The sequence below is a fragment of the Paraburkholderia diazotrophica genome (assembly GCF_038900755.1).
Lineage (GTDB): Bacteria > Pseudomonadota > Gammaproteobacteria > Burkholderiales > Burkholderiaceae > Paraburkholderia > Paraburkholderia diazotrophica_A.
In genome coordinates, this window is the sequence record NZ_JBBPEN010000004.1 from 610,085 (window position 1) to 629,470 (window position 19,386).

19 protein-coding genes are annotated in these 19,386 nt (G+C 65.9%); 14 read left to right on the forward strand and 5 right to left on the reverse strand.

What is annotated here, in order from left to right; all coding sequences use genetic code 11:
- Positions 1-19 precede the first annotated feature (19 nt).
- Together AABE10_RS16700 and AABE10_RS16705 are read left to right on the forward strand one after the other, a co-directional pair.
- Positions 20-619, forward strand: a complete 600-nt coding sequence (locus tag AABE10_RS16700) for a flavoprotein (protein ID WP_342934369.1) — start codon at positions 20-22, stop codon at positions 617-619.
- Entirely contained in the window at positions 598-1,986 is a 1,389-nt protein-coding gene (locus tag AABE10_RS16705) for a DUF6513 domain-containing protein (protein WP_342934370.1), read from the forward strand. Before AABE10_RS16700 ends, AABE10_RS16705 begins: the two co-directional genes overlap by 22 nt.
- A 127-nt stretch (positions 1,987-2,113) precedes the next feature.
- Here AABE10_RS16705 and AABE10_RS16710 read toward each other — a convergent pair whose 3' ends face one another.
- Positions 2,114-2,986 (reverse strand): phosphoribulokinase, encoded by an 873-nt coding sequence (locus AABE10_RS16710; RefSeq protein ID WP_342934371.1) that lies wholly within the window; start codon positions 2,984-2,986, stop codon positions 2,114-2,116.
- Between the two features lie 42 nt (positions 2,987-3,028).
- Positions 3,029-4,138, reverse strand: coding sequence for a class 1 fructose-bisphosphatase (locus AABE10_RS16715; protein ID WP_342934372.1), 1,110 nt, complete (start codon positions 4,136-4,138; stop codon positions 3,029-3,031).
- Positions 4,139-5,155: 1,017 nt separating this feature from the next.
- Here AABE10_RS16715 and pqqA point away from each other — a divergent pair.
- From pqqA to AABE10_RS16730, 3 genes are all read left to right on the forward strand, one after another.
- On the forward strand, positions 5,156-5,230 hold the full coding sequence (gene pqqA, locus AABE10_RS16720; protein ID WP_082426903.1) for a pyrroloquinoline quinone precursor peptide PqqA: 75 nt from the start codon (positions 5,156-5,158) through the stop codon (positions 5,228-5,230).
- 887 nt (positions 5,231-6,117) lie between these two features.
- The gene (locus AABE10_RS16725; RefSeq protein WP_342934373.1) at positions 6,118-6,735 is read left to right on the forward strand and encodes a DUF447 domain-containing protein; all 618 of its coding nucleotides are present in this window, start codon (positions 6,118-6,120) and stop codon (positions 6,733-6,735) included.
- Positions 6,736-6,802: 67 nt separating this feature from the next.
- Complete coding sequence (locus AABE10_RS16730; protein WP_342934374.1) at positions 6,803-7,501, forward strand: (5-formylfuran-3-yl)methyl phosphate synthase; 699 nt, start codon at positions 6,803-6,805, stop codon at positions 7,499-7,501.
- Positions 7,502-7,591: 90 nt separating this feature from the next.
- On the opposite strand, the gene AABE10_RS16735 is transcribed toward AABE10_RS16730, so the two are convergent.
- The 3 genes from AABE10_RS16735 to AABE10_RS16745 all read right to left on the reverse strand — a co-directional run bounded on the left by AABE10_RS16735 (position 7,592) and on the right by AABE10_RS16745 (position 10,576).
- The gene (locus AABE10_RS16735) at positions 7,592-8,182 is read right to left on the reverse strand and encodes an aspartate kinase (protein WP_342934443.1); all 591 of its coding nucleotides are present in this window, start codon (positions 8,180-8,182) and stop codon (positions 7,592-7,594) included.
- A gap of 232 nt (positions 8,183-8,414) precedes the next feature.
- Positions 8,415-9,524, reverse strand: a complete 1,110-nt coding sequence (locus AABE10_RS16740) for a hydantoinase/oxoprolinase family protein (protein WP_342934375.1) — start codon at positions 9,522-9,524, stop codon at positions 8,415-8,417.
- Positions 9,521-10,576 carry an ATP-grasp domain-containing protein gene (locus AABE10_RS16745; RefSeq protein ID WP_342934376.1) on the reverse strand — a complete coding sequence of 352 codons (1,056 nt, stop codon included), beginning with the start codon at positions 10,574-10,576 and terminating at the stop codon, positions 9,521-9,523. The genes AABE10_RS16740 and AABE10_RS16745 overlap by 4 nt, the downstream gene beginning before the upstream one ends.
- A 16-nt stretch (positions 10,577-10,592) precedes the next feature.
- Between AABE10_RS16745 and AABE10_RS16750 the strand changes: the two genes are divergently transcribed.
- The 9 genes from AABE10_RS16750 to pqqD all read left to right on the forward strand — a co-directional run bounded on the left by AABE10_RS16750 (position 10,593) and on the right by pqqD (position 19,384).
- Positions 10,593-11,399 carry a HisA/HisF-related TIM barrel protein gene (locus tag AABE10_RS16750; protein ID WP_342934377.1) on the forward strand — a complete coding sequence of 269 codons (807 nt, stop codon included), beginning with the start codon at positions 10,593-10,595 and terminating at the stop codon, positions 11,397-11,399.
- A 374-nt stretch (positions 11,400-11,773) separates the two neighbouring features.
- Positions 11,774-13,153, forward strand: a complete 1,380-nt coding sequence (locus AABE10_RS16755; protein WP_342934378.1) for a formylmethanofuran dehydrogenase — start codon at positions 11,774-11,776, stop codon at positions 13,151-13,153.
- The gene (locus AABE10_RS16760) at positions 13,150-14,850 is read left to right on the forward strand and encodes a formylmethanofuran dehydrogenase subunit A (RefSeq protein WP_342934379.1); all 1,701 of its coding nucleotides are present in this window, start codon (positions 13,150-13,152) and stop codon (positions 14,848-14,850) included. Before AABE10_RS16755 ends, AABE10_RS16760 begins: the two co-directional genes overlap by 4 nt.
- A gap of 23 nt (positions 14,851-14,873) precedes the next feature.
- Positions 14,874-15,869, forward strand: a complete 996-nt coding sequence (fhcD, locus tag AABE10_RS16765) for a formylmethanofuran--tetrahydromethanopterin N-formyltransferase (RefSeq protein ID WP_342934380.1) — start codon at positions 14,874-14,876, stop codon at positions 15,867-15,869.
- Positions 15,866-16,741, forward strand: coding sequence for a formylmethanofuran dehydrogenase subunit C (locus tag AABE10_RS16770; RefSeq protein ID WP_342934381.1), 876 nt, complete (start codon positions 15,866-15,868; stop codon positions 16,739-16,741). The genes fhcD and AABE10_RS16770 overlap by 4 nt, the downstream gene beginning before the upstream one ends.
- A 33-nt stretch (positions 16,742-16,774) precedes the next feature.
- A complete protein-coding gene (locus AABE10_RS16775; RefSeq protein ID WP_342934382.1) occupies positions 16,775-17,341 on the forward strand; it encodes a cytochrome b in 567 nt (188 codons plus the stop codon).
- Positions 17,342-17,399: 58 nt separating this feature from the next.
- Positions 17,400-18,320, forward strand: coding sequence for a pyrroloquinoline quinone biosynthesis protein PqqB (gene pqqB, locus AABE10_RS16780; RefSeq protein WP_342934383.1), 921 nt, complete (start codon positions 17,400-17,402; stop codon positions 18,318-18,320).
- A 57-nt stretch (positions 18,321-18,377) separates the two neighbouring features.
- Positions 18,378-19,085, forward strand: coding sequence for a pyrroloquinoline-quinone synthase PqqC (pqqC, locus tag AABE10_RS16785; RefSeq protein ID WP_342934384.1), 708 nt, complete (start codon positions 18,378-18,380; stop codon positions 19,083-19,085).
- Positions 19,082-19,384: a pyrroloquinoline quinone biosynthesis peptide chaperone PqqD gene (gene pqqD / locus AABE10_RS16790; RefSeq protein WP_342934385.1), complete on the forward strand. Its 303-nt coding sequence runs from the start codon at positions 19,082-19,084 to the stop codon at positions 19,382-19,384. Before pqqC ends, pqqD begins: the two co-directional genes overlap by 4 nt.
- The last annotated feature ends 2 nt before the right edge of the window (positions 19,385-19,386 follow it).

A 19,386-nucleotide genomic window follows, 5' to 3' on the forward strand; every position in this document is an offset into this window, starting at 1 on the left:
AGTGGCATGTGAATCACGCATGAATGCACCGTCGCCCACCCGCCGCCCCGGCGATTTCCGCCCCGACGCGCGCTTTGCGTGGTGCATCACGGGCTCGGGCCATATGCTCGAAGAATCGATCGACGTGGCGCTCGCGCTGCCGGGTGTCGATCTGTTTCTGTCGGCGGCCGGCGAAGAAGTGTTGCCGCTCTATGGCTGGCCCGTGCCGAAGCTGCGCGAGCACTTTCGCGTGATGCGCGACAACAGCGCGAGCAGCGTGCCCGTCGGCATGCTGTACGAGGGCTTCTATCACACCGTCGTGATCGCGCCCGCGACCAGCAACACGGTCGCCAAGTGCGCGCTCGGCATCTCCGACACGCTGCCGACCAATCTCTACGCGCAAGCTGGCAAGCAGTGCGTGCCCGGCATCGTTTTCGCATGCGACACCGAGCCGAGCGTGATCACGCAAAGCCCGCACGAGTGGGTCGAAGTGCGGCCGCGCGCGCTCGAACTGGAAAACGTCGAACGGCTTGCGCGCATCGAGCACACGAGAGTCGCGCGCTCGCTCGACGAATTGCGCGCGGCATTGAGCGAACGGCTATCCAATCTCGGGCTCGCATGGAACACATCGTCTTCCTGACAGGCAGGCTCGCCGAAAAAAGCGTCGTGCAGGTGCTGAAAGGCATGGCGAACGCGCCGTTCACGTGGGAAGTGCGCGAGATCGGCTTGCAGGTCGCCGCGCTGATGACGGCCGACATGATCCGCCGCCGCGTCGCGCTGCCGCTGCGCGCCGATCGCATGATCGTGCCGGGCCGTTGCCGTGGCGATCTCAAAGCGTTGACCGAGCACTTCGGCGTGCCCGTCGAACGCGGGCCGGAAGAGGCAAAAGACTTGCCGCAGCACTTCGGGCAGGCCGCGCGCAAGTTCGACCTGTCGCGCTACTCGACGGAGATCTTCGCGGAGATCGTCGATGCGCCGCGGCTCGATCTCGACGGTATCGCGGCGCGCGCGAAGGCGTATGCGGACCAAGGCGCGGATGTGATCGACGTCGGTTGTCTGCCCGACACGCCGTTTGCGCATCTCGAAGACGCCGTGCGGATGCTGAAGGCGGACGGCTATCGCGTGAGCGTCGATTCGATGGTCGCCGACGAGCTGTTGCGCGGCGGCCGCGCAGGCGCCGATTATCTGATGAGCCTGAACGCCGACACGTTATGGATCGCCGACGAAGTCAGCGCGACGCCGATCGTCGTCGGACGCGAGCCACGCGATACGGCGTCGCTGCATCAGGCCATCGATACGATGCTCGAACGCGGCCGGCCTTTTCTCGCCGATCCCATCCTCGATCCGATTCCGTTCGGTTTCGCTGCGTCGATTGCGCGATATGTCGCGCTGCGCGAGCGGTATGCGGATATCGCGATCATGCTAGGCATCGGCAATCTCACCGAACTGACGGAGGCCGACACGAGCGGCATCAATGCGATGCTGATGGGGATCGCGGCCGAGTTGAACGTGTCCGCCGTGCTGACAACTTCCGTCAGCCTGCATGCGCGGCGCGCGGTGCGCGAGGCCGATGTCGCGCGGCGCGTGATGCACGCCGCGCACGACGCGCAGGTGCTGCCCAAGGGCATCGACCCTTCGCTTTCCGCGCTGCATGCGAAGCGGCCTTTTCCGTACGATGCCAATGAAATCGCCGCGTTCGCCGCGCAGGTGCGCGATCCGAATTTCCGCGTGCAGGTGGCGACGGACGGCATTCATGTGTACAACCGCGAGATGCATCTCGTCGATGGCGATCCGTTCGCGCTGTATCCGCATCTGAAGCTCGAACACGACGGCGGCCACGCGTTCTATATGGGCGTGCAGACGGCGCGCGCCGAAATCGCGTGGGAGCTGGGCAAGCGTTTCGATCAGGATCAGCCGCTGGGTTGGGGCTGCCAGGTCGATCGGCCTGAGGAGAATCTGGAGGTGTGGTGCGGCCCGGGGACGACGAGGAAGAAGGGCGCTTCGTGATCGACGCAGGCACAGAAAAAAAGCTGACGGCCCCGCGCGGGGTACGGTCTACAGGCCGTCAGCCAACCACACAACTGAGACGCACAACCGGGATGCACGACGATACGCCCCCGCCAGCGTCACATGTTCACGCCCTTGCCTGCCGGTCGCGCAACTGCAGGATCATCGGCGTGAAGATAAGCTGCATCGCCAGCCCCATCTTGCCGCCGGGCACGACGATCACATTCGGCCGCGACATGAACGAGTCGTGCAGCATCGTCAGCAGATACGGAAAATCGATGCCCTTCGGCTTCGAGAACCGGATCACGACGAAGCTCTCATCGGGCTGCGGAATCTCCCGCGCGGTGAACGGATTCGATGTATCGACGGTCGGCACGCGCTGGAAATTGACATGCGTGCGCGAGAACTGCGGGCAGATGTAGTTCACGTAATCCGGCATGCGCCGCAGGATCGTATCGATGACGGCCTCATGCGAATAACCGCGCAGCGTCTGGTCACGATGCAGCTTCTGGATCCACTCGAGGTTGATGATCGGCACGACGCCGACGAGCAGATCCGGATGCTGTGCGATGTCGACCTTGCTGGTCACGGCCGCACCATGGAGCCCTTCGTAAAACATCATGTCCGTGTCCGGCGCAATGTCCTGCCACGGCGTAAACGTTCCCGGGTCCTGCTTGTAGACGATGGCGTCAGCGTCGTCGTGAACATACCGGCGGAACTGGCCGGTACCCGACTCGCCATAACTCGAGAACAGTTGCTCCAGCTCTTCGAGCAGATTCGCATCGGGACCGAAATGGCTGAAGTTCCGGACGCCGTCCTGCTCGCTCCGCCGCAGCGCTTCGCGCATGCCGAGACGGTCATACCGGTGGAACGCATCCCCTTCGATGATCTGCGCATTGATCTTCTCCCTGCGAAAAATGTGCGCGAAGCTTTTCATGACGGTGGTCGTGCCCGCGCCGCTCGACCCCGTCACCGCGACGATTGGATGTCTGAGTGACATACGTTGTCTCCTCCGCTGTTTGCTCGTTACCTGGGCGACGCGTCAGACCGACGCTTCCGGAAGGAACAACGAGCGTTCGCGCAAAAGCGGCGACGTCAACGGCGCGTCGATGCCCAGATCGTGCTCGCGGTGATAACGGCCGATGCGCGCCACTTCGTTCGCCGAGCCGAGTATCAGCGGCATGCGCTCATGAAACGCGCGCGGCGCGGCATCGAGCACGCGCTCGCGTCCCGTCGTCGCCATGCCGCCCGCCTGCTCGACGAGAAAGCCGAGCGGACTCGCGTCGTAGACAGCGGAAAGCCGCCCGCGCATTTCGGAGCGAGTCCGGTAATCGCGCGGCATCAGAAAGAGGCCGCCGCGCATCAGGATGCGATGCACTTCGGGCACCAGCGCATCGCTCCAGCGCAGGCTGAAATTACGCTCGCGGCAGCCCGCGCGGCCTTCCCGGCACTCATGCACATAGCGGCGCACGGGCGGTTCCCAGAAGCGCTCGTTGGACGCATCGACGGCGATCTCGGCCGTGTCGTCGGGAATGCGGATCGACGGATGCGTGAGCACGAACTCGTCCGTCGCGCCATCGAGCGTAAAGCCGTGCGTGCCCTCGCCGAGCGTGAAGACGAGCATCGTTGCGGGGCCGTAGATCGTGTAGCCGGCTGCCACCTGCTCGCGGCCAGGTTGAAGGAGCGGCGCGCCATGAGGCTTGCCATTGTGTCCGCCGTCGGATTCGACATACGCGCTGTCATGAAGCGCGCCGTTCGCCGCATCGCTGGCTTGCGGCCGAACACGCATCACCGAGAAGACCGAACCCGCCGTGCCGTTGAAGTCCGCGTTCCACGGGCAGTTGAGCGGATCAAATGCGAGCTGGTATGCGGGGCTGCTCGCGTCGTTCGCAGTGCCGTTGCGCGAAGCCATTTCCTGCTTGCCGACCAGCTTGCGCCGATGCGCGGAATACGCGAGCACCGCGCCGTTCGCGACAGAATCCGCGTGCGCGCTGTCGCCGAGCGTGCCGCGCGCGAGCGCAGCAGCTATCGTCTTCACCGATGCGGCGACTTCATGCAACACCGCCTGCAATGCGGTGGGCGGCCGCGTCGACATCGGATGCCCGGCATCGCCGCCCAGGAACCTCGTCAACGTTATGTTTGCGTGACGCATGATGCTCTCCTGCGAAGTGGGTAACTCGGGTTCGGTGGCGCGGCTCGCGTCGTCACCGGCAGATTCGGAGAACACGCTGCTCGCGCGGATATCGGCGGCGTCAGCAGCGTCAGTGCGGCGGGGGTGGCGCGCGAAACCGGATGGATCGCGGGCGGTTTGCTCCAGCACGCCAGCGATGCCCGATTCGCGAAAGCGTGCGAACAGACGACTTGCGGCTGCGCGGCAGGCGCTTGCGTTTTCGTCTGCGTTTTCGTCTGCGTTTTCGTCTGCGTTTTCGTCTGCGTTTTCGTGTGCGCTTTCGTGTGCGCTTTCGCATGCGCTGTTGCCTGCGCTTCGGGCGCGGTTTCGGGCTGTACGTTGGAGTCCGCTTTCGGCGCCTCCGCTTTATCGTCTTTAACGACGGCGTTCATGACGATGTCTCCCTGTCGACCACGGCTGGCGTATCGACGGGCGTTGGCGCGTCGACCGGAGTTCGGCGCTTTGGTGCGTCACTCGGGTCCGAGGCTCAACTCCCGTCTCATGCCTTGCTCGGGTCCTATGCAAGATGGTTGCCGTATGGCGTTTTTGGTTGGCACGTCGCCGAGACCATCGGACGCTAGCGCGGTACGGCGTGCGCCGTCGTCGGCGAATAGCGCTGCGCGCGCCTTATCGGAAATGCGGGAAATGCTTGCGGGCATCGACGTCCGCGAGCCTTGCAGGTCAATGTAGGCGGCACGCGGGCTGAAGTGAATTCACGATTTTTTTCAGCAGGCTTAAGCGATCCGTTAAGACGCGTGCACATAACGCAAAATGCGTCCACAATGGGATATCGGCTCATGAAACACTTTGCTGCGGTTCCGCTACAGTAAGGCGCGTAAGGTGGTTCGGGGCGCGTCGCCGAGTACCCTTCCCGGTGGGTTGGGTATCTGGTACGACAGTTGCATCAGCAACATGGGCCGACGCGATCGGGTGTCCTGCACGTCACAGAGGGCGTCGGTCGCAATGGGACCGCCGTTTCATTCGTAAAGGAGGACGACTATGCAATGGACTACCCCTGGCTACACCGATATGCGTTTCGGCTTTGAAGTCACGATGTATATCGCCACTAGATAGCCGGCCGGGGCCGGCTCGGTTTCGGGCTGGCCCTTTTGGTTGTTTTATGTCTGCGACGCTGTTCTGGTTTTGCCCTTGTCGCGGGCTTCCGCGATGCGGTTTTACTTTGGTTTTTGTGACTTACTGCCGGCATCCGCGTTAGCGCCTCGCGGCGCGGGCGTTGCCCCTGTGCGGGGCGGCACTCACTTTCTTTGCCGCCGCAAAGAAAGTAAGCAAAGAAAGCGGGCTCACACCGGCCGCACTTGACACTTACCCACGGGCTCTCAACGGCCCCATCGTTCGCGCGGCAGCGTACTGACCCATGCGTGTTGCCAATGTTCTGGCTAAACGCCTCACCCGCTTCATGCACGTGTAACTCGGCGAAGGATATCGAACGTTTCAGCGCCGCATGTCGGTAGTGAATGTGGGTTGCTGTGTCGTACAGGGCAACGCCCGCACTTGAGCCGCATCGCTTAGCGATGGTTTCCTGTGTGGTGCGAATGCCTACACACAGTTTGCCGCAAAGGGGCCGGGGAATATTCGATGTCGCGCACCGCAATTCAGGTGCATGATGCAGGTGAGGCGTTTGAGTAGTGTGCTGGCAACGAACATGGGCGATGTGTGCTGCCGAGTGAAGGATGGGGACGTTGAGAGCCCGTGGGTAATACGGAGCATTGGCGGTGTGAGCGGCTTTCTTTTGCCTACTTTTCTTTGCCGCTGCAAAGAAAAGTAGGTGCCGCCCCGCACAGGGGCAACGCCCGCGCCGGTAGGCGCTACCGCGGATGCTCGCGGCAAGCGATAAAGACCAAACAAAAAGCGGTCGCAGACAAAACCCGCAATCGCGGATGCCGGCGACAAGCCATAAAAAAACAGAACAGCGTCGCAGACAGAAAAAAACACCATCCCCTATGATCCATGAAACTGTAATCACGACAGCGTCAGGCGACGGTCACCCCCACGTGGCGCCGATGGGTGTGCGCTTCGAGCATGGACTCGCGATCCTGGCCCCGTTCAGACCGTCGAAAACCCTCGACAACATCCTCGAAACCCAGGCCGCCGTCATCAACTTCACGATCGACGTGCGCGTCTTCGCCGGCTGCGTGACGGGCGCGCAGCGCGACTGGCCCACTCGCGCCGCAAGCCGCGTCGGCAGTGTCAGGCTGCAACAATCGCTCGCGCACACCGAGTTGCTGCTCGACCACATCACCGACGATCCGCAACGCCCCGTGCTCCACATGCGCTGCGTGCACAGCGAAACGCACGCGCCGTTCGGGGGCTTCAATCGCGCGCAGGCGGCCGTCGTCGAAGGCGCAATTCTCGTGAGCCGCCTGTTCATGCTGCCCGCCGACAAGGTCGACCGCGAAATGGCCTATCTGCAGATCGCCATCGACAAGACAGCCGGCCCCGATGAACTCGCCGCGTGGCAATGGATCACGGCCGCCGTCGAGCGCTTTCGCGCAACAGGCACCGCGTCCGAGTCGGGAAAAGGCAGCGCGCCCGCGCCGTCGCACGCCGGCACGACATGATGCCGCCATCGGCATCGTCCGCGCATCGCCCATGCACTGCCCACGCACCGCACATCCGGAGACTTCGATGACCGCACTGCTCGCCAGCGTTCGCTCGACGGAAGAAGCGCTCGACGCCGCCGCTGCCGGCGCCGATCTGATCGACCTGAAGGAACCACTCGACGGTGCGCTGGGCGGCGTGCGAATCGACGATCTCTGGCGCATCGCGCATGCGATGCGCGCGCGTTACCCGGTCAAGCCGATCAGCGCGACGATCGGCGACCTGCCGTCCGATGCGCTCCACACGATCGCGGCGCGCGTCGCCGAAATCGGCGATGCCGGCGTGGACTTCGTGAAAGTCGGCGTGATGCCGGGGCCGCACGCGCGCGCGTGTCTGACGCACCTTGCCGGCCTCGACGCGACCGTGCTCCCCGTGCTGCTGTCCGACGACGGCATCGACGCGTCGCTCGTCGACCATGCGGCAGCCCTCGGCTTCGAAGGCATCGTGTTCGATACGGCGGGCAAGACGGGCCACACGCTGTTCGATTGCATCGACGTCGCGACGCTCGCGCGCTACGTCGCGACGATACGCGCGTCGGGCGCAATGGCCTGCATCGCGGGCTCGCTCGGCTGGCCGCAACTCGACCAGATCCGCGCGCTCGCGCCCGACGTAGCAGGATTTCGCACGGCCCTTTGCGAAAACGGCCGCACATCGCGGCTCGATCCGCGCCGCGTCGCGCAATGGGCGGACGCGCTGCATCACGCCGCACCGAGCGCCGCCGCGTGACGTGATACGCATGCGGCACACACGCGCCGCGCGCCGTACCAGCGCAGCGCCCGCATAGAGACAGACACAGACGCAGACGCTCAAAACCGCTCAAACCGCCGACGCATTCAGCAGCCGCTCGCGCACCAGCGCGACATCCGTCTTGCTGAAGAACTCGACCTCGTAGTTCGCCTCTTTCACGTAGTGGACGAAGCTCGGATCGACGACGCCCTTCGACGCGAGCGTAACAAGCGGCACGCCCTCGCCGATGGGGCATGACTTCACGACCATCAGGCGCTCGGCGTTCAGCGTCGTCGAGAGCCACGCGGCGAGGCTGTCGGATGTCGTGTCCCAGTTGGTCATCGAATCGGGCGTGACGCGCATCAGGCATACGGGCATCCACACGGCGACCTTGCCCTTGCGCAACGCGCGGCGGATCAGTTCCTCGTTCGTCGCAAGCACGAGATCGGGCAGGACGGCCTGCATGAGGAGCGCGTATTGCGTCATCGCGAGCAGACACATGTTGTGCGCGGCGAGATCGTCGAACTGCCATTCCTGCTGATACGCGCGCACGCTGTCCGCAAAGTCGCCGCCGCCGGGCACGATCACGACGCGCCCGCCGCCGACTTCCCAAAGCTGCGTGAGCCAGTCCCGCAGCGACGGGTCGTGACTCAGGCTTCCCCCGATCTTCACCACCCACATGTCCGTTACCTCGCTCTTGTTCGACTTCACGGCTGCGTCGTGCCGCGCCGATAACCAACGTCAATGCCCGTCCGCGCGCGGCTACGCGTCACTCGCCCGACGCCGCGAGTCCGCGTGCGGCCACGCGTGCAGCGCATCGACGCGCGTCGCATGCCGCGCGGACGCACACGTTCACGGAAGCACGCACGCAGCACGCGGCACGCTCCGCAGCCGCACACGCTCGCGCAAACATTCAGGCGGCACGCGTCGACGCTTGCCGCGCCTCGAGCCCGTTCGCCATCAGCAATGCGACGGCGACACTCGGCGCGCACGTCGCGATCCATTCGGCGGCGTGCTCGGGGGCGCTCGCCGCCGTGCGCGTCAGCGTGCCGAAGTCCACGTATTCACGCACGTCGGCACGCGCCAGCGACGCTGCCAGAAATCTCCCGCATCCCGCGCCGACAACGGGCGCCCCTTGCAACGACGGATGCGCTGCGCACACCTGCGCGAAACTCGCGCGGATCGCGCGCAACTGCGCGTCGCGCCATGCCTGCGCGAACTCGCGCCATTCGTCCTCGGACGCATCGGCTGCATCGCGGCCGATCATCCGCGCGAGCCGCGCGCAACTCGCGGCGACCGTCTTCGGACCGTTGTCCGCGCTCGCGTGCTGATCGTGCGGCGGCCATAGCTCGCCCGTCAGCCGGTAGACGTCGGCGCTCGTCGCGAACCATTCGTTCATCACGCCCGTGGTCTCGCCGCGAAACGCGATCTGGTGAGCGATGCCGCACAGCGGCGTGCGCACGACGCCGTGATACGCAAGCTCGCCCGTCGCCAGGCGCGCCGCATCGTTGGCGCCGCGCGCCGCGACCCGTCCCGCGACGACGGGCACGATATCCGTCGTCGTGCTGCCGATGTCGATCAGCACGCAATCGCGTATGCGCGTCGCGACGTATTGCGCCGTCGCGAGCCAGTTCGCCGATGCCACCGCTCGCCATTGCGCGACGCTCTGCGCGGCGTCGAGCCAACCGGAAGCGCCCGCAAAAAAGACCGTTTCGCTGCCGATGCGCGCGGCAAGCGTATCGACGATCGAGCGCACGCCGTGCTCGCGGTCCGCGAACAGGTCGACCATTTCGCCCGTCATCGTCACCGCGTGGCGCGAGCGCGCGTGAAGCGCATCGGGCCAGCGCGCCGCCACATCGTCGATCGCGCGATGCAGATGCTCCAACCCCTGCCAGAGCGGACAGGCCCATTGCGCGATATCGTCGACGGCACCCGACACATCGACGCGCGACACCTTCACGTGCGCGCCGCCGACATCCCAGCCGAAGATCGCGGACTCGCTCGAACCTGAGGACGCGCTCATGTTCCCGTTCCGCAAGTGGAGAGCGCGTTGTCGGCAGCGGGACGCTCACGGACATGCAGGCCGTGCGCCGCGAGCACATCGGCGGCGAGATTGCGGCCCAACCGCTCGGACTGACCCGCATACGCGACGGTCGCGCGCGGATTCACTTCGATGACGACAGGGCCACGGCTCGGGTGCCACACGACATCGATCCCGACGAATCCGCGCAGCCCCGGCACCGCGGCCGCGACCTGTTGCGCGAGCGCATCGAGCGCGCGGCCTTGCGCGCCGTTGCGATCGATGCAGCCGATCTCCACGCCTTCAAAACCGACGACCTGCCCCGGATGCCCCGCCACAGCCGCCGCCACGCCGATGCGCTGCCGGTTGATGCTCACCAGCGTCGCACGCGATCCATCGCCACCATTGCGGCCATCGCAGATCAGCGACACGCTCAGCGGATCGCCGTCCACCCATTCCTGAAGCACCGTGTCGCGCCCCGCCGCGCAGCGCGCCGCATATTCGGCGCGCGCGTCGTCCGCATCGTCGAACGCGTGCGTATCGAGACCGCCCGCGCCGTCGTCGGGCTTGACGACCCAGCGCCGCTGCGTGCGCGCGTCGATCCGCGAGGCGTCGAGCGCAGGCGTCACGGCGATGCCGCGCGATGCGAGCCGCTGCGCCGTCGCCCGTTTGCTCGACGCGAGAGCGATCGCTTCCTTCGTGCAGCCGATCCAGCGCCCGGCACCGACGGCATCGGCGAGATCGAGCATCAGGCCGTCGCACTCGGGCGCGACGATCCACGCATAGTCGTGCTCGCGCGCGGCCCTCGCGACGAATTCGAGCATCGTTTCACCGGGTTTCGCGCGATAGTGCGCGACGCCTTCGTCGACGGTTTCGAAACGCGAGCTGGCGAAGCTCACGTGCACACCGTCGAGTTGCCGCAGATCGCCGACAATCGCATCGCGCATCACGCGCCCTTCGACGACGAGCGCGCTCAGATCCGCGAGACTGCTGTTGTCCGCGAACTGCCGGTCGATGCCGCCGCCGGTGAGATACTCATAAACCCAGAGCTTCATCAAGGAACGTCTCCGCATGCAGGTGATTCCGGTACTCGATCTGCTCGACGCTCACGCGGTGCGCGCGATACGCGGCGACCGCGCGAACTATCGGCCCATCCAGTCTTCCCTCTGCGCGTCGAGCGAGCCGCTCGCCGTCGCCCGCGCACTGCTCGACGCAAGCCGCGCGCATGTGCTGTACGTCGCCGACCTGGGCGCGATCATGTCGCGCGATGCCGACCCGTCGACGCTCGCCACGCTTGCCACGTGCCTCGCCGATCCACGCCAGCATGACCCGCAAAGCGCGCCGCTCGAAATCTGGCTCGACGCCGGCTATGCCGATTTCCCATCGATGCTCGGCCACTTCGCGCGCATCGCTTCCGCCATCGGCGCCACGCATGAGCACGGGGCAATCGCGCGCGTCGTGCCCGTGTTCGGCTCCGAATCGCTGCGCTCGCCCGATGCGTTGCGCGAAGCGGAGTCCGCTGGCTACGCGCCCATCCTGTCGCTCGATCATCGCGGCGGCCAGCTGATCGCGGCACCCGGCATCGCCGATGCGCTTCGTTCGCCTTCGACATGGCCCTCGCGCGTGATCGTGATGACGCTCGATCAGGTCGGCGCCGATGCAGGCCCGGACCTCGATACGTTCGGCGCAATCCGCGCGCAAGCGGACCAGCAGGGCGAGTTGCACCAGCAAGGCCAGCGCGTGCTGATCGGCGCGGGCGGCATCCGTCATCGCGACGATCTCGATGCAGCGGCATGCAGCGGCGCCGATGCGTGGCTGATCGCGTCGGCGCTTCACGACGGCAGGCTCATCGACACACATCCAACACGCGCACGATGAACGCAGACGCTACGGCGTGATCGGCGAAACAATATCCATGCCACGCGGACTGCGTTGCAGCAACGGCGCGCATCGCCTGCACATTGCGCGCCGTGGTGTCCCGAAGTGACACACTGTTGCAGCGCGGAGCACATACTGTGCTGCGCGCGCCTGGCCGCGCGAAACGCACGAAACGCAGAACCGCTTCATCCGCCAGACGTGCGGGCTCGCGTTCGACGGTTCCGCGCAATTCGCGCAAAAGCGCGAGACGCGTGGTCCATCGGCAAGCACCGCACTGATGCGCGATGGCGCGCACGCACGCGTTGCGCGCCCCTCGCGCGTGCACGACACGCGGCATGCGCGAAATCGGCACGGACCTTGCTGAACGGCTTCTCATGCATGAGTCCAACTCCCACGTCACGAATGCCGACGCGGCGTCGCCCGCCGATGGGCCATTGACGTTCGCTTCGGCGACGACCGACTGGACCTGCCCGTTCTGCCCGCTGCTGTGCGACGACATCGAGGTCCATCCGGGCAACGACGGCACGCTCGTCGCGCCCTTCACCGATTGCCCGTGCCTCGCGCACGCACTGACGCGCTACGACGCAAGCGACAACGTGTGTTCGCCATCGATCGATGGCACGCCCGCATCGCTCGATACCGCGCTCGACGAAGCCGTCACCGTGCTCGCCCAATCGCGCCGCCCGCTGTTCGGCTGCGCGACGGACATTGCGGGAACGCGCGCGCTGTATGCGCTCGCAGCCGGCTGCGGCGCCATCGTCGATTCGCTGCAAGGCGACGCGATGATGGCCGCCACGCTCGCATTGCAGGATCGCGGCGCGTTCTTCACGACGCTCTCGGAAGTGCGTTCGCGCGCGGACCTGCTCGTCGTATTCGGCTGCGAGCCGTCCGCGCAGCATCCACGCTTCTACGAACGCATCGCGAGCGGCACGGCGATGCAGCGCGAGATCCGCTTCGTCGGCTGCGAGGTCGATCCCGTCGCGAGCCGCCTCGACGATGCGCGCGCCGGTTCGATTCTCGCCACCGCATCGCCGCACGACGTGCTCGCGCTGTGGTCGGCGATTGCCGAAGGCCGCAAGCCCGAAGCGCTCGAAGACGGTACAGGCATCGCAACGGGGCTTGCGTCGCTGATGGCGCGCATACACGAGGCGCGCTACACGGCTTTCGTGATCGAGCCCGCCGCGTTGCCGCAGCCGCATGCGGCGCTGCTGATCGAAGGGCTGCACCGCATCGTCAAGGCGATCAACAGGACGAGCCGCGCGGGCGTGCTGACGCTCGGCGGCGCGGACGGCGCATTGAGCGTCAATCAGGCGGTCACGTGGCTGTCCGGCTTTCCGTTGCGCACGCGCGTGTCGAAGCCCGACCGGTTGCCGGGCACGCCGCCGCTCGATCACGATCCCTGGCGCTATCGGATGGCGCGCCTGCTCGCGGCAGGCGAAGTGGACGCGCTGTTGTGGATCGCGAGCTTCGAGCCGCATACGCTGCCTGCCGAGCTGCGCGACGACGTGCCCGCCGTCGTGCTCGGCGCACCCACGCTCGCATCGTCGATCGCGCCGCGCGGCGCGAAGACCGTATTCATTCCCGTCGCTACGCCGGGCATCGACAGCGACGGCCATCTGTTTCGCGTCGATGCGTCCGTCGTCGTGCCGCTGCATCCCGCGCGCAACATCGCGCTGCCCAGCGTCGCGACGATCGCGGCGCGTCTCGCCGACGACCTCGCCGCGCGCGCCGCGCTGACGCGGAGGCCGTCATGAGCATCGCGCGACTGCGGGGCGGCCGCCTCTACGATCCCGCGAACGGCATCGACGGCGAAGTGCGCGACCTTTACATCAGCGAAGGCCGCATCGTCGGGCCGCCCACCAATGGCGCCGTCGACGTGGACTTCGACGCGCAAGGCATGGTCGTGATGGCGGGCGGCATCGATCTGCATTCGCACATCGGCGGCGGCAAGACGAACCTGTCGCGGCTCCTGTTGCCCGAAGACCATCGCGACGACGCGCCGCGCGACGCCTCATACGAAGCCGTGCAGGACGAACGGGGCCGCTATCTGCGCATGCCGTCGTGCGGCGTCTGCACGCCGGGCACGCTCGCCACCGGCTATCGCTATGCCGAGATGGGCTACACGGCCGCGTTCGAGCCCGCGATGATCGCGTCGAATGCGCGCCATGCGCATCTGGAAATGGGCGACACGCCGATCATCGATCACGGCGCTTACGTGATGCTCGGCAACGACGAGCTGTTCTTGCAGATGCTCGCCGCAAAGGACGACTTCGAGCGCCTGCGCGATTACGTCGGCTGGACGATGCACGCGAGCCGCGCGCTCGGCGTGAAGGTGGTCAATCCCGGCGGCATTTCGGCGTTCAAGTTCAACCAGCGCTCGCTCGATGTCGACGAGGCGCACGCGCACTACGGCATCACGCCGCGCGACGTCTTGCGCACGTTGACGCGCGCGCTGACGGAACTGCGCGTGCCGCATCCGTTGCACGTGCATGCGAGCAACCTCGGCGTGCCGGGCAACATCGATTCGACGATCGCGACGATGGATGCCGCCGACGGCCTGCCCATCCATCTGACTCACATCCAGTTCCATAGCTACGGCACGGAAGGCCCGCGCAAGTTTTCGTCGGGCGCGCGCGCGATCGCGGAGGCCGCGAACGCGCGGCCCAACGTGTCGATCGACGTCGGCCAGATCATTTTCGGGCAGACGGTCACGGCATCCGGCGACACGATGATGCAGTTCAAGAACGCGCCCCTCGCGCGGCCGCATAAATGGATTGTCGGCGATATCGAATGCGATGCGGGCTGCGGCGTGGTGCCGTTTCGCTATCGCGAGCAAAGCTATGTGAATGCGCTGCAATGGATCATCGGGCTGGAAATTTTCCTGCTGGTGAACGACCCGTGGCGCGTGTCGATGACGACCGATCATCCGAACGGCGGCCCATTCACGAGCTATCCGCATCTGATTCGCCTGCTGATGGACAAGCCGTTCCGCGACGCGCAGCTGGATCGGCTGCATCCCGAAGCGAAAGTCGCGAGCGCGCTACAGGAATTGAACCGCGAGTACTCGCTATACGAGATCGCGATCGTCACGCGCGCGGGCCCCGCGCGACTGCTCGGCCTCAAAGACCGCGGCCATCTCGGGCCGGGTGCCGCCGCGGATATCGCCGTCTATCGCGACGACGCCGACCGCGAGCGGATGTTCACGTCGCCCGCGTATGTGTTCAAGGACGGCCAACTGGTCGCGCGCGACGGCAACCTCGTCTCGACGCCGACGGGTGGCATCCACTTCGTCTCACCCGATTTCGACAGGAGCATCGAAACGACGCTGCGCCAGTACAGCGAAGCGAATCTGGCCACCAATTTCGCCCATGCCGCGATCAGCGACGACGAAATCTGCGCGTGCTGCCGCGGCGGACGGCTGTTGCCCGTCGCGTGTTTCGCGCGGGCGTGAGCTTCAAACGGGCACGACGCGCGATGCAGATCAACGACACCCTGATCGACGACACGTTCGCGGAAGCCTTCCCGATGAAGGCGACGCGGCTCGTCATCACCGCGCACACGCCGCGCTGGGCGCGCGCGGCAGCCGATTCGCTGACGGGCTTCGCGACGTCGGTGATCGACTGCGGCTGCGAGGCGGGCATCGAGCACGAAATAACCGCCGACGCGTCGCCCGATGGCCGGCCCGGCATCTCCGTGCTGATCTTCGCGGTGTCGTCGAAGGAACTGGCGAAGCAGATCGCGCGGCGCGTCGGCCAATGCGTGCTGACGTGCCCGACGACGGCCGTCTACAACGGCGTCGATCCGTCCACGACGCGCGCGCCGCTGTCGGACGTCGCGCCGCTCGGCGGCTCGCTGCGTTTTTTCGGCGACGGCTGGCAGATTTCGAAAATGCTGAACGGCGTGCGCTACTGGCGCGTGCCCGTGATGGACGGCGAGTTCGTCTGCCAGGAAACGGTGCAAACGGTGAAGGCCGTCGGCGGCGGCAATTTGCTGCTGCTCGCGCGCGATCTCGACAGCGCGCTGGCGGCAGCGGAAGCCGCCGTCGCCGCGATGCATCGGCTCGCGAATGTGATTACGCCGTTTCCTGGCGGCGTCGTGCGTTCGGGGTCGAAGATCGGCTCGAAATACAAAGGCGCCGTCGCATCGACGAACGATGCGTTCTGTCCGACGCTGACCGGCTTGTCGCAGCGCAGCGAACTCGATGCGCAGACGGGCTGCGTGCTCGAAATCGTGATCGACGGATTGACGGATGCCGATGTCGGCGCGGCCATGACGGCGGGTATCGACGCGGCATCGGCGGCAGGTAGTGGCGTCGTGCGCATTTCCGCAGGGAACTATGGCGGCCAGCTCGGGCCCTATCATTTCAGGCTGCGCGAACTGGCCGCGGGCATTGTGCAGCGCGAAACAGGTGACACGTCGGGCGGCACATCGGGTCGCACGGCGAAGGCCCCGAAGGACGGCGCGCGATGACCACGATCACGTTGCGCGTGAAGCATGCGCCCGGCTTTCGCGTCCACGGCTCGCCGCTGCTGCCGTCGGCGTTGTCGGCGCTGTCGCGCGACGCAATCGAGCGGATGCTGCTGTCCGCCGGCAACGAAGCGTTTGCGATCGGCGATCTGTTCGACGTATCGCTCGCGCCGAAAACTGGTGAAGCGGATGATGAAGCCAGCATCGTCATCGAAGGCGACGCGCGCTGGCTGGATGGCGTCGGCGCGCAACTCGATGCGGGCAGCGTGCGCGTGACGGGCTCGGTCGGCGATTACGCCGGCTTGCGAATGACGGGCGGCACGCTGGACATCGAAGGCGACGCGGGGCATTTCACCGGCTGCGAGATGCGCGGCGGGCGCCTGACGGTCGCGGGGCACAGCGGCGATTTCGTCGCGGGCGCGCGGACGGGCGCAATGGAAGGCATGACGGGCGGCACGCTGGTCGTCGCGGGCAACACGGGCGCGCGCCTTGCCGACCGGATGCGGCGCGGCACCGTGCTGATCGGCGGCGATACGGGCGATTACGCGGCGTCGCGGCTCGTCGCGGGCACGATCGGCATCGCCGGCCGTCTGGGTGCACACTATGGCTACGGCATGCGGCGCGGCACACTGTTGCTGCTGCAACGGCCGGAACGCGTGCCGCCAACCTTCACGGCCGGCGGGCGCGGCTTCGACGTGTTCTGGTCGCTGTTCGCGCGCGCGCTTGCCGCGCAATGCAGCGAGTTCGCGTCTGCATCCGCGTTAATGAAGCAGCGGCTCGCGCCGTTTGCTGCGCTCGATGCGCGCACGCTGCCGCAACGCTACGCGGGCGATCTTGCAGTCGATGGACGCGGCGAACTGCTGATCGTCGAATAATGCAGCCGCCGAATGATCGAGGGAACCGACATCATGAACGCCACACGCTCGACCGACGTCGCGCGCACGGAAAGGGAAGCGCCAAGGCGCTACGCAATGCCGCTGATCGTGCTGCACTGGCTGATCGCGTTCGGCATCATCGCGATGCTGGCGATCGGCCTGTACATGGTCGGCTTGCCGCGCGGCTTGCCCTTCAAGGCCACGCTGATCAACTTTCACAAGTCGCTAGGCTTGACGATTTTCCTGCTGGTGCTGATCCGCATCGGAGTTCTCATGGTATCCGGCAGGCCGCCGTTGCCGCCGATGCGAGCGTGGCAACGCGCCGCCGCGAGCGCCACGCAGGTTCTTTTATACGTTTCGATGATCGCGATGCCGGTGACGGGCTATCTGGGCTCGTCGTTCAACACGTACGGCACGCGCTTCTGGGGCATCCTGCTGCCGAAGTGGGGCTGGGACGACAAGCCGATGCGCGAGTTGTGGTTCGGCATTCATGAGATCGCCGCATGGATCTTCATCGCGTTGATCGCGCTGCACGTCGCGGGCGCGATCAAGCATCAGCTGATCGACCGCGACGGACTGTTGCGCAGGATGCTGCCATGACACGGGATGCTCGTCGGTTGAAGCGCTTTTTCGGGGCATATTGAGGAGCCTGCGGACAATGAAGATCAAGGTGCTCGGTTCGTCGGCGGGCGGCGGCTTTCCGCAATGGAACTGCAACTGCCACAACTGCGACGGCGTGCGCAAGGGCACGCTCAACGCGCGGCGGCGCACGCAGTCGTCGATTGCCGTCAGCGTCGACGGCATCGCGTGGCTGCTCGTGAACGCGTCGCCCGATATCCTCGCGCAGATCGCCGCGAATCCTGAGATGCAGCCCGCGCGCCATGCCCGCGATACTGGCATCGCCGCCGTGCTGCTGATGGATGCGCAGATCGATCACGTGACGGGCCTCCTGATGCTGCGCGAGAACAGCGCGCCGCTCGTGCTGCATGCGACCGAGGCCGTGTGGCAAGACCTGTCGACGGGCTTTCCGATCGTATCGATCCTGTCGCACTACTGCCGCACCGAGCGCCACACGATTACGCTCGATGCGGGCCCATTCGAAATCGGCGCGCTGCCCGGCGTGCGCATCGAGGCGCTGCCGCTGTCGAGCAAGGCGCCGCCCTACTCGCCGCATCGCGCGGCGCCGGAGCGCGGCGACAACATCGGCCTGCTGCTCACCGCGCCCGATTCAGGCAAGCGCGTGTTCTACGCGCCGGGTCTCGGCGTGCTCGAACCGCACATCCGCGAGGCAATGCGCAGCGCCGATCTGCTGCTCGTCGACGGCACGACGTGGACGAACGACGAAATGATCGAGCTGGGACTGTCGAAGAAAACGGCCGCCGACATGGGCCATCTCGCGCAAACGGGCGCGGGCGGCATGATCGACGTGCTGGATTCGCTCGATAGGCCGAACGCGCGAAAGGTGCTAATACATATCAACAACACGAACCCGATTCTGATCGACGATGGTCCCGAGCGGCGCATCCTCGCGCAGCACGGCATCGAAGTCGCGCACGACGGGATGCTGTTCGAACTGTAGGCAGCGGCGCCCTGCCAGCATGCTGCCGGCACAGACATGGAAACGGAGAAGCGATCGATGACTCTCAAGAGCGACACCGGCCCCGCATGGACCCGCGACGAATTCGAAGCGCAGTTGCGCGCGAAGGGTCAGGCGTATCACATTCATCACCCGTTCAACGTGAAGATGAACAGCGGCGGATGCTCGCGCGAGCAGATTCGCGGCTGGGTCGCGAACCGCTTCTACTATCAGATCAACATTCCGCTGAAGGATGCCGCGATTCTCTCCAACTGCCCCGACCGCGCGACGCGTCGCCGCTGGGTGCTGCGCATTCTCGATCACGACGGCTACGGCGACGACGAAGGCGGCATCGAGACGTGGGCGCGCCTGGGCGATGCCGTCGGCCTGTCGCGCGACGAACTGTGGTCGCTCGAACATGTGGTGCCCGGCGTGCGCTTCGCCGTCGACGCATATGTGAATTTCGCGCGCCGCGCGCCGTGGCAGGAAGCCGTCTGCTCGTCGCTGACGGAAATCTTCGCGCCGCAAATTCATAAGGACAGGCTTTCCACGTGGCCCGAGCACTATCCGTGGATCAAGCCCGAAGGACTCGCGTATTTCCGCTCGCGCATTTCGCTTGCGCAGCGTGATGTCGAACATGGCCTCGCCGTCACGCTCGATCATTTCCGCACGCGCGAGCAACAGGAACGCGCGCTCGACATTCTGCAGTTCAAGCTCGACATCCTGTGGACCATGCTCGACGCAATCGAGAAGGCTTTCCCCGCATGAACGCACCCACGAACACTCCGCACGACAGCGCCGCGCAAGGCGAAGAAAAGCGCGGCCCAAAGCTCAGCAGCCTGTTCCGTCTGCAATGGGAACCGGCGCAGGATGCGCATGTGCTGCTGTATCCCGAGGGCATGGTGAAGCTGAACCAGAGCGCCGCGCAAATCCTGTTGCGTTGTGACGGCACGCGCGACATGCCGACGCTCGTCGCCGAACTCGAACAGGCGTTCAACGCGACGGGCCTCGCGCCCGAAGTCCAGGCATTCGTCGACCACGCGCGCTCGCGTGGCTGGCTGGAGTGACA

Excerpts from the sequence above, each read along its gene's own strand:
- AABE10_RS16700 (WP_342934369.1), top strand. The coding sequence starts at position 20 with ATGAATGCACCGTCGCCCACCCGCCGCCCCGGCGATTTCCGCCCCGAC.
- AABE10_RS16705 (WP_342934370.1), top strand. The coding sequence starts at position 598 with ATGGAACACATCGTCTTCCTGACAGGCAGGCTCGCCGAAAAAAGCGTC.
- AABE10_RS16710 (WP_342934371.1), bottom strand. The coding sequence starts at position 2,986 with ATGTCACTCAGACATCCAATCGTCGCGGTGACGGGGTCGAGCGGCGCG.
- AABE10_RS16715 (WP_342934372.1), bottom strand. The coding sequence starts at position 4,138 with ATGCGTCACGCAAACATAACGTTGACGAGGTTCCTGGGCGGCGATGCC.
- AABE10_RS16725 (WP_342934373.1), top strand. The coding sequence starts at position 6,118 with ATGATCCATGAAACTGTAATCACGACAGCGTCAGGCGACGGTCACCCC.
- AABE10_RS16730 (WP_342934374.1), top strand. The coding sequence starts at position 6,803 with ATGACCGCACTGCTCGCCAGCGTTCGCTCGACGGAAGAAGCGCTCGAC.
- AABE10_RS16735 (WP_342934443.1), bottom strand. The coding sequence starts at position 8,182 with ATGTGGGTGGTGAAGATCGGGGGAAGCCTGAGTCACGACCCGTCGCTG.
- AABE10_RS16740 (WP_342934375.1), bottom strand. The coding sequence starts at position 9,524 with ATGAGCGCGTCCTCAGGTTCGAGCGAGTCCGCGATCTTCGGCTGGGAT.
- AABE10_RS16745 (WP_342934376.1), bottom strand. The coding sequence starts at position 10,576 with ATGAAGCTCTGGGTTTATGAGTATCTCACCGGCGGCGGCATCGACCGG.
- AABE10_RS16750 (WP_342934377.1), top strand. The coding sequence starts at position 10,593 with ATGCAGGTGATTCCGGTACTCGATCTGCTCGACGCTCACGCGGTGCGC.
- AABE10_RS16755 (WP_342934378.1), top strand. The coding sequence starts at position 11,774 with ATGCATGAGTCCAACTCCCACGTCACGAATGCCGACGCGGCGTCGCCC.
- AABE10_RS16760 (WP_342934379.1), top strand. The coding sequence starts at position 13,150 with ATGAGCATCGCGCGACTGCGGGGCGGCCGCCTCTACGATCCCGCGAAC.
- fhcD (WP_342934380.1), top strand. The coding sequence starts at position 14,874 with ATGCAGATCAACGACACCCTGATCGACGACACGTTCGCGGAAGCCTTC.
- AABE10_RS16770 (WP_342934381.1), top strand. The coding sequence starts at position 15,866 with ATGACCACGATCACGTTGCGCGTGAAGCATGCGCCCGGCTTTCGCGTC.
- AABE10_RS16775 (WP_342934382.1), top strand. The coding sequence starts at position 16,775 with ATGAACGCCACACGCTCGACCGACGTCGCGCGCACGGAAAGGGAAGCG.
- pqqB (WP_342934383.1), top strand. The coding sequence starts at position 17,400 with ATGAAGATCAAGGTGCTCGGTTCGTCGGCGGGCGGCGGCTTTCCGCAA.
- pqqC (WP_342934384.1), top strand. The coding sequence starts at position 18,378 with ATGACTCTCAAGAGCGACACCGGCCCCGCATGGACCCGCGACGAATTC.
- pqqD (WP_342934385.1), top strand. The coding sequence starts at position 19,082 with ATGAACGCACCCACGAACACTCCGCACGACAGCGCCGCGCAAGGCGAA.